Consider the following 16,228-nt stretch of genomic DNA (forward strand, 5'->3'; position numbering starts at 1 on the left):
AGCGGTGAGCAGGGGGGACCGACCATGCCGCATACCGCACCACCCAAAGCCGTCGTGCTCGGCATCGACGGGGGCAGCCTCGACCTGATCGAGCCGCTGGTCGCCGAGGGCGCGCTGCCGGTGCTCGGGAGGCTGCTCGCCGACAGCGCACACGGCCCGACCACCACCACCTGGCCGGCGCACACCGCGCCCGGGTGGAGCACGTTCGTCACCGCGCGCCGCCCCGGCGGCCACGGCATCTACCAATTCTTCGACACCCAGGACCCGGTCTACGGGGACCGCCTGGTCGGCACCGGCGACTACGGCTGCGACACCGCCTGGGAGTGGTTCGCCCGGCAGGGGTGGAGCGTCGGGCTCGTCAATGTGCCGATGTCCCACCCGCCCCGCGAGGTCCCCGGCTACCAGCTCACCTGGCCGCTGGCGCGGACCCTGCGCTACAGCGAACCGCCGGGCCTGCTGGGGGAGCTGGCCCGGGCGGGCGCGGGCTTCAAGGCCGACATCGCCGCGATGTTCCGGGGCGACCTGTCCTACGCGGAGGCCGCCGTCGAGCACGTCAGGGCGCGCGGCCGGACGATCCAGTACGTGCTGCGTGAGCGCCCGGTCGACGTCTTCATGGCGGTCATCACCGAGATCGACCGCATCTGCCACCACTACTGGCATTTCGCCGATGCCTGCCACGACCGCCACACCACCCCCGACCGCCAGGAGTGGGCCGACGCGATCCGCGCCACCTACGTCGCGATCGACGAGGTGTTCGGCGAGATCCTCGACGCGGTGGGCGACGAGACGCCCGTACTGCTGCTGTCGGACCACGGATTCGGGCCGGGCCGCTACAACATCGCCGTCAACGCCGTCCTCGCCGAGGCCGGGCTGCTGGCCACCCGGCCCGCCGCCACCCCGCCCGCCGCGGGTGATGGCCTTGCCGACTGGTTCCGGGCCGACGGCCGCGAGGTGGACTTCACCCGCACCCGCGCCTACATGCCCACGCCCGGCTGCTACGCGGTCAACGTCAACCTCGCGGGCCGCCAGCGCGACGGCATGGTGACCGACCCGGGCCCCGTCCTCGCGGAGGCCGCCGAGCTGCTGCTGGGGCTGCGCGCCCCCGACACCGGCGAACCGGTCTTCGCCGCCGCGCTGCCGCGCGCGGACGCCTACCCGGGCCCGATGACGCACGCGGCCCCCGATCTGCTGCTCATCCCCGCCGACGAGGGCGTGCTGGCGAGCCCGGCGATCAGCGGCCCGCTGTGGCGGCCCAGCGAACAGACCGGCATGCACCGCTACCTGGGGATGTGGGCGCTGCGCGGGACGAGCCTTACGCCCGGCCGCCGCACCGCGCCCGTCGCGCTCGCCGATCTGATGCCCACGCTGCTGGAGGAGGCCGGCCTCACCTTCCCGGCCGCCGTCCATGGCCGCCCGCTCCAGTGGGACGGCTGGGACGGCGCCGACGGTGGACGCGCCTTCCTCGCCCCCGGGCGGACCGCTTCCGCGGTGGCGTCCGGGGGAGCCGAGGAAACGGCGCGGCTGAGCGAAGAGGACCTGACCGCCAAGGCGCTCGGCGCCATGGGCTACCTGTGAGACAGCGACCAATCCGGTGACAGCGACCAATCCGGCGACCGCGGCCACTCCGCGCATGTCCATCAGCGACCAGGGCGCCCCGGAGGGCCGGACGGCCACTCCTTCGAGCCACGACTGGCACAACATCCGGCCCTCCCGGGCCGCCCGACAACGTACGGAGGTCTGATGAACGACACCAAGGACCGTCTGCGCCGCGTGCTGGTGGAATCACTGCGGCTGGATCTCGCCCCGGAGGCGGTGCCCGACACGGGCCTGCGCGAGGCGGTCGGCATCGACTCGGTGATGGGGCTGGAGTTCCTCATCTGGGTGGAGAACGAGTTCGGCATACAGATCCAGGACGAAGACCTCAGCGTCGAGCTGGTCGACTCGCTCGACACGCTCGCCGCCTACGTGGACGAGCGCGCGGCGCAGACCGCCGCCGCCCGGGATTGACGGGGGGCGAGAAGCGTGAGCTTCCCGGTGGTCATCACGGGCATGGGCGCGGTCACCGTATTCGGCGACGGCTGCACCGCGCTGTTCGAGGCGCTGCGCAAGGGCGAGTCGGGCCTGCACGAGCTGCGCGGCATCGCGGTCGCACGCGGCAAGAACCGCTCGGCTCAGATCGAGGACCCACGCCGGACGGGCCCCTGGCGGCTGTCGGACATGGCCGTGGACGCCGCCCGCGAGGCGCTCGCGCAGTCGGGCGGGCCCGCGCCGGGCGTCACCGGCCTGTACGTGGGCACGACCGGAGGTGACAACCGGGCGCTGGAGGACCGCTGGGAGGACTTCCTGGCCGCCCGCCGGGCGCTGGCGGCCGGGGCCGAGCCACAGGTGGACGACGAGCTCGCCGAGGCGATGGTGCGGTTCCCGATCGGGGTGCTCGCCGATGTGCTGGCGCACCGGCTCGGCATCGAGGGGCCCCGCTACGCGGTGACGAACGCGTGCGCGTCCGGCACCACCGCGACCGCCATGGCGCTGCTGGCGCTGCGTCAGGGCACCGTGGACCGGGCCGTGGTGGTCGGCGCCGACCACCTCAAGGCCACCTCCTACTGGGGGGCGGAGCGCGCCGGGTTCGTCGGGCACGATCTGCGCCCCTTCCACGCGGACCGGGACGGCAGCGTCCTCGGGGACGGGGCCGGGGCGCTGGTCCTGGAGCGCGCCACCGACGTGGCCGCGCGCGGCGGCACACCGCTGGCCGGGCTCGCGGGCTGGGCCATCACCTGCGACGACAACCCGCATGCGATCATCCCGCCGGAGGACGGCGCGTCCAACGCGGAGGCGGTCCGGCTGGCCCTGGCCGACGCCGGGCTCTCGCCGGAGGACGTCGACTACTTCAACGCGCATGGCACCGGGACCCCGTTGATCGACCGGCTGGAGACCGCCTCGGCGAAGCTGGTCTTCGGCGACCGGGCGGGCCAGGTCGCGATCAGCAGCACCAAGTCGATCGTCGGGCACCTGGCCGCCGCGTCCCCGATCATCGAGGCGATCGCGACCGTGTACTGCCTCACCGAGCAGTGGGTGCACCCCACGGCCAAGCTCGACCGGATCGACCCGGCGCTCACCTTGGACTACGTCCCGCTGCGCGGCCGGCCGCAGCGGATCCGCGCCGCGGTGTCCAACTCGCTGGGCGGCGGCGGCACCAACGCCGTCCTGGCGTTCCGCCCGCAGGACTCCGCCCCAGCCGCGCAGGAGATGCTCGAGCCCGTCCCTGACGCCTTCGAGCCCGTTTCCGACGTGGTGGTGACCGGGACCGGCGCGGTGAGCAGGCTCGGCGACGGTTCGGACGCCCTGGAGGCCGCCTACGGTCCCAACGCCGCACCCGGGCGGACCCGCCCCTTCTCCGTGCTGGACCACATCGACGCGGCGGCGGGCTACCAGTACCTCAGCCGCTCGGCACAGCTCGGGTTCGGCGCGGCGGCGCAGGCGATGGCCGACGCGGGCCTGCCCGTACCCCTGCCCGCCGAAGGGCCGCTCGCCGGCCGCCGGGTGGCGGTGGTCATGGGCACGGCCGTCGGGGGCTTGAGCGCGATGGCCGAGACGCTGTGCCCGCACCTGTCCGCCGACCCGACGCGGATCACCCCGTCGATGTCGCTGGACCACGGGCCGCAGCTCGCCGCGACCCTGGTGTGCCGGGCCGCCGGTGTCACCGGCCCGATGGTCACCCTGATCAGCGGACCGGCCGCCGGTCTGCAGGCGGTGGAGGTCGGCCGGGCGCTGCTGGCGGCCGGGGCCTGCGACATCGTGATCGCGGGCGGCGGCGACGCGGGCGACGCCCCCACCCGCGACGCGGCGCGGCTGCTGGCGAGCCGTCAGGGACGGGCCGGGGAGGAGCCGACGGACAGCGCGGCATGCGTGGTGCTGGAGCGCGCCGACGGAGCGCGCGAGCGCGGCGCGCCGGTGCGCGCGGTCGTCACGGGTTGCGCGAGCTGGTCGGAGCCCCAGGCACCGGACCGGACCGACGCGGCGGCGGGCGCGCTGACCCGCTGTCTGACGGCGGTCGGCGCGGACGGCGCCGACCGGCCGCACCTCTCGTACCACGTGGGCAAGGGCAATCTGTCCGACACCGGCGAGGTCAAGCTGCTCGCCTCCGGCTTCCAGCCCGAGGCGCTCGGCGGCGCGCTGGCCGCCGGGCCGCTGCTGGCCGTCGTCGCGGCGGTCGCGCGGGTCGCCGTCGAGCCCGGCGCGGCCGCGATCGTGTCCACCGTCGCGCCGGGCGGCTCCGCCGCCGCGCTGCGGCTGGCCGGCCCGGACGGGGGGCGCGGATGAGCGCCCGGGCACGGGCGATCGTCCTGATCACCGAGGGGGCGTGCCCGGAGCTGATCGACCGGTGGGGCCCGGAGCGGCTGCCGCATCTGCACCGGTTACGTGCGCTGGGTGCGAGCGGGCCGCTGCGCTCGGACTTCGTCCCCTACGAGGCGCCCGGGCTGTTCAGCGCGTTCACCGGATTCGCGCCCGACGAGCACGGGTGCTTCTCCTACTGGGACGTACACGCACCCGACTACCGGCCGGTCGTGCTCGACGGCTCCGCCGCCCGCCGCCCGTTCCTGTGGCGGCGGCCGGAGCTGACGGGCCGCCGGGTCGCGCTGGTGAACCTGTTCGGCACCCATCCGGTGGAGCCGGTCGACGGGTACTGCCTCAGCTATCCGATGCGGGCCACCGTGCAAGCCTGCCATCCGCGGAATCTGCCGGTGCTGCTGGCCCGCGAGGGTGTGCGGCCGGTGCACGACGTCACCGTCTGGTTCACCGGCGGCCCGAAGGAGCCCTTCGTCGCCGGTGTCCTGAACGCCGACCGGCAGCGCGCCGACGCGGCCCTGGCGATGCTGGACGGCCGGGTCGGCGACCGCCCCGACCTGACCGTCCTCAACCTCACCGCCATCGACCGGCTCTCGCACGTGTACTGGCAGGAGACCGAGCCGGGCAGCCCGGTCCCCGAGGCCGACCAGGCGGTGCTGCGCGCCTACCAACTGGCCGACCGGGTGCTGGGCGAGCTGCTGGAGCGGCTCGACGACCACACCAGCCTGCTGGCGTTCTCCGAGATCGGATTCGGGCCCCTGCGCTCCTACCGGTCGGTCAACGACGTGCTGGCGGCGGCCGGGCTGCTCACCCTCGGCCCGGACGGCACGCCCGACTGGTCGCGGACGACCGCGTTCGAGGCGGTGCAGGGCGCACAGGGCGTCAACCTCAACCTCGCGGGCCGCTACCGGGACGGCGCCGTCCGCCCCGCGGACCGCGCCCGGGTACTGGCCGATGTCGCCGCCGTCCTGGAGGAGCACATCAACCCGGCGACCGGCACGCGGTTCCTCGCCCGCGCGATCCCGCGCGAGGAGTTGCACGCCGGCCCGGCCACCGACGCCGCCCCCGACCTCGTACTCGACCCGGCCGACTGGCGGTATCTGCCGCTGGGCGACCCGTTCTGGTCCGGCCGCACCAACCGGATGCTGCAGAGCGGCTGGCACCGGCGCGACTCCTACTGGGCCGGGGCGGGCGCGGCGTTCACCGCCGGGCGCGGCGGCCCGGCGCGGCCGCTGGACGTCGCGCCGACGCTGCTGGCGATGCTCGGCCTGGACCCCGCCCCCGACCTGCCCGGCACGGCCTTGACCGCCCCCGCCCCCGCGCTCCGACCGGCCCCGGCGGGTGCCTCATGACCAGCACCCTCCTGCCCCTGGCGGTGACGCTCGACGCCGATGGCGGCGCATGCGTCGCGGGCCTCGACCTGGACGGCCGCTGGATCCGCCCCGAGCCCGTCACCGCCGAGCAGGTGGGCCCTGAGGGGCCGTACGCGTTCTTCCACCCCGTCCGGATCGGCCTCGGCCCGAGCCCCGAGCCGGACGCCCGGCCCGAGGACCGTGCCGTCGTAGCGCCTCCCCGGCCCGCCGGCCCGGCCCTCGACCCCGCGATGCGCGAGCGCCTGCTGAAGGACACCGCCGACGCGACCGTGGAGAAGGCGTTCGCGGGCGAGCGCAGCGCCGGTCTGGTGCCCGCCGATGTGCGCCGGATCTACGAACGGCGCTCCACCGGCGGCCGGTCCTTCCTGCGGCTGGAGTTCACCGACGCCTCCGGTGCGGAGCACGACTGGATCGTGCGCGACGCGCGGCTGGTCCGCGCGTTCCCGGCGCCGCTGGAGGGGCCGCTGCCCGACCTGGCGGGGTCCTGCTTTCTGTCCATCGGCCTGACCAAGCCGAACGGCCGGTTCCCCGGACGGTTCCGGGGCTGTCATCCCCTCGTGGTGGGGGTTCTTTCCGAAAGGGGTGACGTGAGTGCCTTCGGCGCTGCGCGACCTTGAGAACGACACGGTGCAGGTGCTGCGCGAGGTGCGCGGCAGGTTCACCAACCCGGCCCTGCTGTGGTCGATGGGCAAGGACTCGACCACGCTCCTGTGGCTGGTCCGCAAGGCGTTCTTCGGGGACGTGCCCTTCCCCGTCATCCACATCGACACCTCCTACAAGTTCCGGCAGATGTACGAGTTCCGCGACCGCTGGTCGCGGGAGTGGGGCCTGGACCTGCGGGTGCACCGCAACGAGAAGGCGCTGGCGGCCGGGATGGGCCCGACCGCCGCGACCAAGCTCGAATGCTGCACGGCCCTGAAGACCAACGCCCTCCAAGAGGCCCTGGAGGCCGGTGGACACGACGCGGTGCTGCTCGGCATCCGCGGTGACGAGCACGGGGTGCGCGCCAAGGAGCGGGTCTTCAGCCCGCGGGACCGGTCCTTCGGCTGGGACTACCGCAACCAGCCGGCCGAATTCTGGGACCTGCGGCAGGCCGCGGTGGACGAGGGCGGCCATATGCGCGTCCACCCGATGCTCTCCTGGCGGGAGATCGACATCTGGGAGTACGTGCAACAGGAGGGCATCCCCGTCCCCGATCTGTACTTCGCGGACGACGGGAACCGGTACCGGTCGATCGGCTGCGAGTGCTGCTGCTCGCCGGTGCGCAGCGACGCCGGGACGGTCACCGACGTGGTCATCGAGGTCCGCCGCTCCCGCGAAGGCGAGCGCGCGGGCCGGGCGCAGGACAAGGAAGACGCGGCGGCGATGGAGAAGCTCCGCGCCCTCGGATACATGTGAGGCGGCATCAGTGACGACACCCGTACTGCCCGAGGGGGGACCGACCCCCGCAGCCACCGCCCGTGACGCCGACACCCTGCGCGTGGCGTTCGTGGGGGAGGTGGACCACGGCAAGTCCACCTTGCTCGGCCGGCTCCTGCTGGACACCGGCAGCGTCACGACCGACCGGCTGGAGGTGCCCGTCGCGGACGGTGGGCTGGCGTTCCTGCTCGACGGGCTGACCGAGGAGCGCGCCGACCTGTTCACCCTCGACACCGCCAGCGCCGTCCTGGAGACCGGAAGCCGCCGGTACGTGCTGATCGACGTGCCCGGCCACGCCGAACTGCTCGTCAACATGGCGACCGGGGCGTCCCGCGCGGAGGCCGCCGTGATCGTGGTGGACTGCCGCGAGCGCGCCGCCGAGCAGACCCGGAGGCATATGCGGGTCCTGGCGATGATGGGTGTCACCGCCGTCGTCTGCGCCATCACCAAGATGGACCTCGCCGACTGGGCGGAAGCGGAGTTCCACACCGCCGCCCGGCAGGTGGCCGCGCTCGCCGACGAGATCGGCCTGACGCTGGTGGCCGCCGTCCCGGTCAGCGCGATGACCGGTGACAACGTCACCGCCGCCGGCACCCGGCTGCCTTGGTACGACGGCCGTCCCCTGCTCGACACGCTCGCCGACCTGACCCCCTGGGGCGATGGCGGCGCGCCGCTGCGGGTCGAGGCCCAGGACGTCGTCGAAGGCCGGGTGCTGGCCCGTGTGCTCAGCGGTGAACTGCGCATCGGGGACCGGCTCGTCGCACCCGGCGAGGACGCCCGCACCGCCCTGCGCATCGAGCGCTTCGGGGAGCCGCCCCAGGAGTCGGCCGCCACGGGCGACAACATCGGGCTGGTGCTGTCCGGGCCGCCCTGTGCGCCGGGCACCCTGCTGGCGCCCTCCGACCGGCGGCCGCTGCGCGGCGACCGGTGGCGGGTCCGCGTGCTGTGCACCGCCGAGGACGGGTTCGCCGAGGGCGCCCGGTGCACGCTGCGCCGGGCCGGCGCCGACCTGACCGGCCGCATCGCCCGGGTGGAGCGCCACTGGGACAGCGCCCGGCGCGCCCCGGCCGCGACCGACCGGGGCCCGGTGCGGTTCAGCGAGGTCGCCGAGCTGACCGTGCTGCTCGACCGGCCCGCCGACGGCGACGACGTACGGGTGTGCGCGCCGCTGGGCCGCTTCATGCTCACCGACGGCTCCGTCCGCATCCTCGGCCTGGGCATCGTGGACGAGATCGCGGGGGAGGACCGGCGATGAGCGCGATGGTGATCGGGCTGGACGGCGTCCCGTACTGGCTGCTGCGCGACCTGGCCGACCAGGGCGTCATGCCGAAGACCGCGGGCCTGCTTCCGCAGGGGAGCCTGCGCGCGATGAGCGCGCCCGTCCCGGAGATCAGCTCCACGTCCTGGGCCAGCTTCCTCACCGGGACCGACCCGGGCACCCACGGCATCTACGGATTCGTGGACCTGCGGCCCGGCACCTACCGCACGTACTTCCCGGGCTACGGCCATCTGAAGGCCCCGCCGCTGTGGGAGGCGGTCGACCGCGACGGCGGCCGCAGCGTGATCATGAACGTGCCGGGCACCTACCCCGCGCCGCCGCTGCGCGGCACGCTGGTGTCCGGCTTCGTGGCCCCCGACTTCGACCGGGCCGTGTACCCGCCCGAGCTGCGCGGGCCGCTGCGCGCCCTGGACTACCAGCTCGACGTCGAGGTCGGCGAGGTGACCGCCGACCCGGACGGGTTCCTGGACCGGGCGGAGGCCGCCCTCGCCGCCCGCCGCGCCGCCTTCGCCCACGTCCTGTCCGGCGGCTGGGACCTGGCGGTGTGCGTCCTCACCGAAACCGACCGCGTCCACCACTTCCTGTGGAGTTCGCTCACCGACCCCGCCGCCCGGCTCCACGGGCGCGTCCTCGACTTCTACCGAAGGGTCGACGAGGCCGTGGCGGAGCTGGCCGACCGCGCCGGGGACGGCGCGCTGTTCCTCGCCAGCGACCACGGCTTCGGCCCGGCGCATACGCAGTTCTATCTGAACGCCTGGCTGCGGCGGGCCGGGTACCTCGCGCTGCCGCCCGGCGCCGAGTCCCTGGAGGAGATCGACGAGCACACCCGGGCGTTCGCGCTCGACCCCGGCCGTATCTACCTCAACACCGCCGACCGATTCCCCCGCGGCGGACCCCACACCGACCCCGGCGAACTCACCGCGCGGCTGCTCGCCCTGCGGCTCACCGAGGACGGCCGGATCGCCGAGGGCGGCCCCGGAACCCCCGTCGTCTCCGAGGTGCTCTCCGGGCCGAACACCTACGCCGGGCCGTACGCGGACGACGCCCCCGACCTGGTCGTGATGCCCGCCCCCGGCGTACAGATCCGGGGGGCGTGGGCCACCGACCAGATCACCGGGGACGGCCCGCTGACCGGCACCCACACCCGCCCGGACGCCACCTTCTGGTGCCGGGGCGACCAGGGCACCGACCCCCTGCACATGCGAGACGTGGCGCCGACCGTCCTGGCCTCCCTGGGCATCGACCCGCCACCCGGAACCGAGGGCACCGACGTGCGGGTCATGCGGCCTGGGAACGAGGAGGACATCCGATGCTGACGTCTGGGAAAGAGCTCGGGCTCGCACCCCGGGAGAAGCCGGGACACTTCGAGATAGCGCTCGACGCGAGGATCACCGACCCGGCCGCGTTCCGGGTCAGCTTCGTGATCCTGCTCGACGGCGACCTGGTGATGTCCCCCGAGCACCTCGGCGTCGCCTATATGGCCGCGACGCTGCGCGCGGCGGGCTTCTCCTGCGAGATCCGCGAGGCCGAGCACGGCCGCCACCAGGAGGTCGTGGACGCCATCGCGGCCTACGCCCCCGGCCTGGTGTGCTTCACGCTGATGAGCCTGAACGTGCCGAGCTGCGTGGAGTTCTGCGCGGCCCTGCGCAAGGAGATGCCCGAGGTGGTCATCGCCTGCGGCGGCCCCGCCGGGACGTTCACCGGCACCGATGTGCTGCGGGTCAACCCGCACGCCGACATCGTCGCGGTCGGCGAGGGCGAGCCCATCATCCTGGACCTCGCCCAGCGGCTCGCCCTCGGCGAGGACATCGCCGGCTGCCCCGGCATCGGCTACCGCGACGCCGACGGCGGATACCGGCAGAACCCGGCCCGCCCGCTCGTCCACAACCTGGAGGTGCTGCCGTACCCGGTCCGCGATCAGCTCATCGCCCACGGCAACAAGCTCGAATACGTCCGGGTCAGCACCAGCCGGGGCTGCGTCGCCCGCTGCACCTTCTGCTCGGCCCCCAACCTCGGCAACCGCGTCCAGACGGGCAAGGCATGGCGCGGGGTCGGCCCCGACTACGTACTGGACGAGGTGGAACAGCTCGTCCGCGACCACCGGTTCCGCACCTTCGACTTCATCGACTCCACCTTCGAGGACCCCGACGGCGGCCGGGTCGGCAAAAAACGTGTCCGCGCCATCGCCGAGGGCATCCTCGACCGCGGTCTCGACATCTACTACAACGTCTGCATGCGCGCCGAGAACTGGTCCGACTCCGCCGAGGACCACGACCTGCTCGACCTGCTCGTCCGCAGCGGCCTGGAGAAGGTCAACGTCGGCATCGAATCCGGCGTCCCCGAAGAGCTGCTGCTGTGGGAGAAGCGCGCCACCGTCGAGGACAACATCAGCATCATCCGGCTGCTGCGCGAGCACGGCATCTATCTGGCCATGGGGTTCATTCCGTTCCACCCCTACGCCACGGTGGAGACCCTGACCCAGAACGCCGACTTCCTGCGCGAGCACGCCGGGCACAACCTGCGCCGTCTCACCGAGCGGCTGGAGGTCTACCCGGGCACGTCCATCGCCCGCAAGCTGGCGGACGACGGCCTGCTCGGCCACGCTTACGAGGACAATCTCGATCCCTACGACTACCGCCACAGCGATGAGCGCGTCGAGCGGCTCGCCGTCCACTTCGCCTCGCTCTACAACGACGAGGACTACCACAAGCGCGGCGTCATCACCGACCAGTCGGCGGTGTTCGAGTTCGAGACGTTCAACGTCGTCGTGCAGACCTTCGTCTCCCGGCTCTACCGCCGCTTCCACGCCCTTCCGGGGGCGATGGAGGTCCTGGAGCGGTTCAAGGACTTCCTGCACGAGACCCGCCAGGACATGGGGCGGCAGAACCACGAGTTCTTCATGGAGAACCTCGACGACGTCCTGACCGACCGCCTGGACCCCGTCAAGCGCCGCCGCCAACTGGAGCAGATCGAGGCCCGTTTCCGCTCCTGCATCGACCGCATCCGCGCCGAGCAGCTCCGCGTCGGGATGCGGCTGCACCGCTTCGGCGCGGACGTCACCGCCATCAGCTCCAGCCTCCCGCCGGTGACCCCCGGCGGCGCGCCCCGCTCGTACAACGGGGGTGCCCCCACGTGGTGACCCACCGGACCGCCGACGTCGCGGTCTGCACGCTGCGCACGCACACGCTGCCCGCGCGGCTGGCCGGCCATCCCCGGGTGGCGGTCGCGGCCCCGCTGGCCACCGCCAACCTGGGGATCGAGGAGCTCGTCCGGGGCGCCCTCGCCCGTCCGGCGGTCCGGCATCTGGTGGTGTGCGGGCACGACTCCCGGCTGTTCCACCCCGGCCAGAGCCTGCTGGCGCTGGCCGCGCACGGCACCGCCCCGGACGGCACCATCATCGGCGCGCACGGCCATCGGGCCCATCTCCCCAACCTGCGGCCGCCCGTCGTGGCCGCCTTCCGCCGCCGGATCGCTGTCCACGACCTGCGCGGCCAGGACGACCCGGCCGCCGTGCTGGCCGCCGTCGACGCCCTGCCCCGCCACGCCGACGACGCGGACGGGGCGGGCGATGTGAATGGCCCGGACTGTGCGGCCGGTGTCCTGGGGGAGGAACTGGCGGCCAGCACGGCCCGGTTGGTGCCGCTGGCCGCGGTCGGCCGGGTCCGTCCGATCGCCTCGGCCGGAGCCGGCTGTTTCGTCATCTCCCTCGACCGCCCGGCCGGCCGGATCGTGCTCCGGCACTACGGCGACGACCTGGCGAGCGGGCACGAACTGCGCAGCCGCAGCGCGACCGCCCTCACCCTCGCGGCGGTCGCCCACGGGCTCACCGACGACCCCGCCCACGCGGGCTACCTGGGCGGTGAACTGGCCAAAGCCGAGACCGCGCTGCGGCTGGGCCTCGCCTACGTCCAGGACCGCCCGCTCGACTCCCGGTCCGCCGATCCGGTCCCTTCCCCCCGCTGGGCCGGCCCGGTGACCGCCGAACCCCCCAAGGGAGTAGCCCTGTGACCGCTGAAACGACGGCGCCCGCCCCGGCGGCGGCCCCCCCAAGCCTCAGCCGTCGGCTGTGGGTCTTCGGCGGCATCCTTCTCGGGATGCTGCTGTCCACCCTGGACCAGTCCGTCGTCGCCGCGGCGCTGCCGAGCGTCGTGCACGACGTGGGCGGGCTCGAGCACTTCGCCTGGGTGTTCACCGGGTACGGGCTCACGCTCAGCATCACCACCATCGTCGGCGGCAAGCTCGGCGACCTGTTCGGCCACCGCCTGGTGTACCTCGGCGGCGTCGTGGTGTTCATCGCCGGGTCGATGCTGTGCGGACTGGCCGGAAGCATGAGCCAGTTGATCGCCTTCCGGGTGATCCAGGGGATTGGCGGCGGCGCGCTGGTGGTCGCCTCCTTCTCACTCATCGGCCAGTTGTTCGAGCCCGCCGAGCGCGCCAAGTACGCCGGGTACTCCACCAGCGTGTTCGCCGTCGCCAGCGTCGCGGGCCCGCTCGTCGGCGGCGTCGTCACCGACGCCATCGGCTGGCGCTGGGTGTTCTACGTCAATCTGCCGCTCGGCCTGGTCACCCTCGCCGTGGTGGCGTTCCTGCTGCCGACCGCGGCCACCCGCGCCCGACCGAAGATCGACTACACAGGTGCGGCGCTGCTGGCGGCCCTGTCGGTCTGCGTGGCGCTGCTGGCGGGGCGCGTCGGCAGCCTGGACGCGGTGCTGTCCACGCGCGGTATCGCGCTGATCGTCGCGATCGTCCTGCTCATCCCCGCGTGGATCGTGGTGGAGCGGCGCGCGGCCGAACCGATGATCCCGCTCACCCTGTTCCGCAACTCCACCTTCGTCCTGTCGAACACGATCACCATGCTGGCCGGGTTCGCGATCCTCGCCACCGTCAACTTCCTGCCGCTCTTCCTGCAGGCCGCCTCGGGCGCGTCGGCCGTCACCTCCGGTCTGCTGCTGATCCCGATGATGTTCGGCCTGCTCGTCGCCTCCACCCTGGTCGGCCGCCGGATCGCCGAGACCAAGAAGTACCGCTGGTTCCCGGTGGCCAGCATGGCCGTCGCGGCGCTGGCGTCGTATCTGCTGTCCACCATGGACGCGGACACGCCCTGGCCGCTCGTGGTGGTCTACTCGGTGCTGCTCGGCGTCGGCTCCGGCCTGTCGATGCAGGTGTTCATGGTGGCCGTGCAGAGCTGCGCACCGCCCGCCCAGATCGGTGCGGTGACCGCGACGGTCACCTACGCGCGGCTGGTCGGGGCCTCCTTCGGGATCTCGGCGTTCGGCGCGGTGTTCTCGGCGCGGCTGGCCACCGAACTGCCCCGGCACGTGCCCGGGGACAGCGCCCAGTCCATGACGAACCTGACCGCCGACGCGCTCGACAAGCTCCCCGGCGACCTGCGGCATGGCTTCACCGAGGCGTACGCCGACTCGCTGGGCACCGTCTTCTTCATCGCGGTGCCCGTTCTGCTGCTCGCTCTCGTACTGTCGCTCGCGATGCGCGACCGCGCGTTGGGAGAGTGAGGAGCAGCCCTATGGAGAGCGACCTGAGGCAGATCCCCGGCGTCGGCAAGGCCGTCGAGGGCGACCTGCACGGCATGGGCATCCACCGCGTCGAGGAACTCGTCGGGCAGGACCCCGAGGAACTGTACGACCGGCTGATGCTCGAACAGGGGGCCTACGTGGACCGCTGCATGCTCTACGTCTTCCGGTGCGCCGTCTACTACGCCGAGGGCGGCAGGGAGCCGGAGAAGCTCCGTTGGTGGAACTGGAAGGACTCGAAGACACCATGACCGTGATATCCGCCGTGCCCACCCTCCCGGTGGGCGCGCTGTTCAGCCAGACCCGCCGCGAGTTCGCCTCCTGGTATTCGCGGCTGTGGGGGCCGCTGGGGGCGCTCGCCACCGGCGTCTCCCGGCCCCGCGCGGGAGAGAGGGTCCTGGACGCCTGCTGCGGCTCCGGCGCGTCGGCCCTGCCCGCCGCCCGCGCCGTCGGTGCCGCCGGCCATGTCGACGCCGTCGACATGGCCGGCGCCCTGCTGGACCAGGGCCGGGCCGAGGCGGACCGGCAAGGGCTCGCCCAGCTGCGGTTCCACCGCGGCGATGTCACCGCATGGCGAGCGGACGCCCCCTACGACCTCGTCCAGTGCTGCTACGGCGTGTTCTTCTTCCCCGACATGGACGCCGGGACCCGGCACCTGGTGGACCTGCTGCGCCCCGGCGGCCGGATAGCCCTCAGCACCTGGGTCGGCGGCGGGATGGACAGCATGGTCCGCCGCGCACGCGAGGCCGCCTCCGCGGTCCGCCCGCTGCCCGCAGCGCCCACCGCCCCCGACCCGCGCACCCGAGTGGACTCGGCCGATGGGCTCGCCGCCTGGCTGCGCTCGTTCGGCCTCGTGGACGTCGCGGTGCACCGGGTCGACTACCGCGTCCCGCTGCTCGGCGACGACGCCTGGATGTTCCTGCTCGGCGCCGCGCCCCGCCGCTTTGTGCTCGGCATGGACGAACAACAGCTCGGCCGCGTCCGGGACCGGCTGCACGCCGACATGGCAGCCGCCGGCCACTCCCACCTCGACGCCAGCAGCTTCATCGCCGTCGGCGTCCGGCCGCGATAGCCGTCCGGATGCCACCGCCCGTGGATAGGCTCGCACCGTGAAACCCGACGACGTCACCGCGCACTGCCTCGCCCTGCCCGGCGCGGGCGAGGACTTCCCCTTCGGCGACACGCCGGCCGTCTACCGCGTCGGCGGCAAGATCTTCGCCCTCCTCAGCGAGGGCGCGGTACCGCCTCGCGTCAGCGTGAAGCTGCCGCCCGACGAGGTCCTCGCGATGCGCGCCCAGCACCCGGACACCGTGCTGCCCGGCTACCACCTCAACAAGCGACACTGGGTCACCGTGCTGCTGAGCGGGGGCCTGGAGGCCGAAGAGGTGCGCGAACTGCTCGGGCAGTCCTACGAGATCGTGGTGGCGTCGCTGCCCCGCCGGCTGCGCCCGGCCTGACCGTCCGTTCGCCCCGCCCGGCGCTTCGGGCTCACTCGCCCCACTTCAGGTAGATCACGGGTTGCTCGCGGAAGGGGAGCTGCCGCAGCGTCATATGGTCGAGGCCGAGGGTCTCGCGGATCGCGGCGGTCACCCCGGGCCACCGGGGATGCCCGAGTTCATCGAAGGCCACGATGCTGCCCTTGACGAGATGGGGACGGATCGCCTGGAGCACCTCACGCGTCGGCTCGTACAGGTCGAGATCGAAGAAGGCCATCCCGATGACCGTCTCCGGATTCTCCGCCAGATAACGCGGGACCGTTTCCCGGACGTCTCCCTGGACCACGAAGGTCCGCTGGACATGCGGAATGGGGTCGCCCGCCTCGTGTGCGGCGAGCACCTCACGCAGGTGGTCCACCTCGTTGTCGGGGACGGCGAACCTGCCGACGGCCGCGCTCGGGCTCACCTGGTCGATCTCGGAGAGGTCGGGAAATCCGGTGAAGGTGTCGAAACCGATGATCCGGCGGTAGGAGTTGTACGGCTCGTGCAGGCCGCGCAGCGCGGCGAGGGTGGCGAGATGGCGGCCGTGCAGCACACCGAACTCCATGATCACGCCGGGGATCCCGGGGAGCATCCGGTACAGCGCGTCCATCGTCAGCAGATCCGCGAGCTGATGGCGGCGGAGGTACACCGGGAGATTGTCGATCAGATACACAGGCGGAATCGGCGTCTCGGTCAGCAGTTTCGTGAGCCGCTCCCGCACCTCCTTCTCCTGCGCCGACTCGTGGGGCAGGAGCCGCGGGTTCTTGTGCTCGACATCGGTCATGCGGTCTTCCTCTCTCG

The 16,228-nt window shown here is 73.2% G+C and carries 15 protein-coding genes; 14 read left to right on the forward strand and 1 reads right to left on the reverse strand.

What is annotated here, in order from left to right; genetic code table 11:
* The first annotated feature begins 24 nt into the window (after positions 1-24).
* From J5X86_RS34655 to J5X86_RS34720, 14 genes are all read left to right on the forward strand, one after another.
* The gene (locus J5X86_RS34655) at positions 25-1,575 is read left to right on the forward strand and encodes an alkaline phosphatase family protein (protein WP_208520650.1); all 1,551 of its coding nucleotides are present in this window, start codon (positions 25-27) and stop codon (positions 1,573-1,575) included.
* A 165-nt stretch (positions 1,576-1,740) separates the two neighbouring features.
* Positions 1,741-2,007, forward strand: a complete 267-nt coding sequence (locus J5X86_RS34660) for an acyl carrier protein (RefSeq protein ID WP_093466233.1) — start codon at positions 1,741-1,743, stop codon at positions 2,005-2,007.
* A gap of 15 nt (positions 2,008-2,022) precedes the next feature.
* Positions 2,023-4,320: a beta-ketoacyl-[acyl-carrier-protein] synthase family protein gene (locus tag J5X86_RS34665; RefSeq protein ID WP_208520651.1), complete on the forward strand. Its 2,298-nt coding sequence runs from the start codon at positions 2,023-2,025 to the stop codon at positions 4,318-4,320.
* A complete protein-coding gene (locus J5X86_RS34670) occupies positions 4,317-5,699 on the forward strand; it encodes an alkaline phosphatase family protein (RefSeq protein ID WP_208520652.1) in 1,383 nt (460 codons plus the stop codon). Before J5X86_RS34665 ends, J5X86_RS34670 begins: the two co-directional genes overlap by 4 nt.
* On the forward strand, positions 5,696-6,337 hold the full coding sequence (locus tag J5X86_RS34675) for a hypothetical protein (RefSeq protein WP_208520653.1): 642 nt from the start codon (positions 5,696-5,698) through the stop codon (positions 6,335-6,337). The genes J5X86_RS34670 and J5X86_RS34675 overlap by 4 nt, the downstream gene beginning before the upstream one ends.
* On the forward strand, positions 6,312-7,118 hold the full coding sequence (gene cysD, locus J5X86_RS34680; protein WP_208520654.1) for a sulfate adenylyltransferase subunit CysD: 807 nt from the start codon (positions 6,312-6,314) through the stop codon (positions 7,116-7,118). Before J5X86_RS34675 ends, cysD begins: the two co-directional genes overlap by 26 nt.
* 10 nt (positions 7,119-7,128) lie before the next feature.
* Positions 7,129-8,394: a GTP-binding protein gene (locus J5X86_RS34685; protein ID WP_208520655.1), complete on the forward strand. Its 1,266-nt coding sequence runs from the start codon at positions 7,129-7,131 to the stop codon at positions 8,392-8,394.
* Complete coding sequence (locus tag J5X86_RS34690) at positions 8,391-9,734, forward strand: alkaline phosphatase family protein (protein WP_208520656.1); 1,344 nt, start codon at positions 8,391-8,393, stop codon at positions 9,732-9,734. The genes J5X86_RS34685 and J5X86_RS34690 overlap by 4 nt, the downstream gene beginning before the upstream one ends.
* Complete coding sequence (locus tag J5X86_RS34695) at positions 9,728-11,557, forward strand: B12-binding domain-containing radical SAM protein (RefSeq protein WP_208520657.1); 1,830 nt, start codon at positions 9,728-9,730, stop codon at positions 11,555-11,557. The genes J5X86_RS34690 and J5X86_RS34695 overlap by 7 nt, the downstream gene beginning before the upstream one ends.
* On the forward strand, positions 11,551-12,426 hold the full coding sequence (locus tag J5X86_RS52110; RefSeq protein ID WP_208520658.1) for a hypothetical protein: 876 nt from the start codon (positions 11,551-11,553) through the stop codon (positions 12,424-12,426). The genes J5X86_RS34695 and J5X86_RS52110 overlap by 7 nt, the downstream gene beginning before the upstream one ends.
* Complete coding sequence (locus tag J5X86_RS34705; RefSeq protein ID WP_208520659.1) at positions 12,423-13,931, forward strand: MDR family MFS transporter; 1,509 nt, start codon at positions 12,423-12,425, stop codon at positions 13,929-13,931. Before J5X86_RS52110 ends, J5X86_RS34705 begins: the two co-directional genes overlap by 4 nt.
* An 11-nt stretch (positions 13,932-13,942) precedes the next feature.
* The gene (locus tag J5X86_RS34710; RefSeq protein ID WP_059145788.1) at positions 13,943-14,200 is read left to right on the forward strand and encodes a helix-hairpin-helix domain-containing protein; all 258 of its coding nucleotides are present in this window, start codon (positions 13,943-13,945) and stop codon (positions 14,198-14,200) included.
* Positions 14,197-15,021, forward strand: a complete 825-nt coding sequence (locus tag J5X86_RS34715; RefSeq protein ID WP_208520660.1) for a class I SAM-dependent methyltransferase — start codon at positions 14,197-14,199, stop codon at positions 15,019-15,021. The genes J5X86_RS34710 and J5X86_RS34715 overlap by 4 nt, the downstream gene beginning before the upstream one ends.
* Positions 15,022-15,058: 37 nt before the next feature.
* Positions 15,059-15,406, forward strand: a complete 348-nt coding sequence (locus J5X86_RS34720; protein WP_208520661.1) for an MmcQ/YjbR family DNA-binding protein — start codon at positions 15,059-15,061, stop codon at positions 15,404-15,406.
* A gap of 31 nt (positions 15,407-15,437) precedes the next feature.
* Here J5X86_RS34720 and J5X86_RS34725 read toward each other — a convergent pair whose 3' ends face one another.
* Entirely contained in the window at positions 15,438-16,211 is a 774-nt protein-coding gene (locus J5X86_RS34725; protein WP_208520662.1) for a class I SAM-dependent methyltransferase, read from the reverse strand.
* Positions 16,212-16,228 lie beyond the last annotated feature (17 nt).

Source organism: Streptomyces sp. NEAU-YJ-81 (assembly GCF_017592595.1).
Classification (GTDB): domain Bacteria; phylum Actinomycetota; class Actinomycetes; order Streptomycetales; family Streptomycetaceae; genus Streptomyces; species Streptomyces hygroscopicus_B.

Bases quoted from the DNA above. Each gene is read 5' to 3' on its own strand.
- J5X86_RS34655 (WP_208520650.1), top strand. From the start codon at position 25: ATGCCGCATACCGCACCACCCAAAGCCGTCGTGCTCGGCATCGACGGG.
- J5X86_RS34660 (WP_093466233.1), top strand. From the start codon at position 1,741: ATGAACGACACCAAGGACCGTCTGCGCCGCGTGCTGGTGGAATCACTG.
- J5X86_RS34670 (WP_208520652.1), top strand. From the start codon at position 4,317: ATGAGCGCCCGGGCACGGGCGATCGTCCTGATCACCGAGGGGGCGTGC.
- J5X86_RS34675 (WP_208520653.1), top strand. From the start codon at position 5,696: ATGACCAGCACCCTCCTGCCCCTGGCGGTGACGCTCGACGCCGATGGC.
- J5X86_RS34690 (WP_208520656.1), top strand. From the start codon at position 8,391: ATGAGCGCGATGGTGATCGGGCTGGACGGCGTCCCGTACTGGCTGCTG.
- J5X86_RS34695 (WP_208520657.1), top strand. From the start codon at position 9,728: ATGCTGACGTCTGGGAAAGAGCTCGGGCTCGCACCCCGGGAGAAGCCG.
- J5X86_RS34710 (WP_059145788.1), top strand. From the start codon at position 13,943: ATGGAGAGCGACCTGAGGCAGATCCCCGGCGTCGGCAAGGCCGTCGAG.
- J5X86_RS34715 (WP_208520660.1), top strand. From the start codon at position 14,197: ATGACCGTGATATCCGCCGTGCCCACCCTCCCGGTGGGCGCGCTGTTC.
- J5X86_RS34725 (WP_208520662.1), bottom strand. From the start codon at position 16,211: ATGACCGATGTCGAGCACAAGAACCCGCGGCTCCTGCCCCACGAGTCG.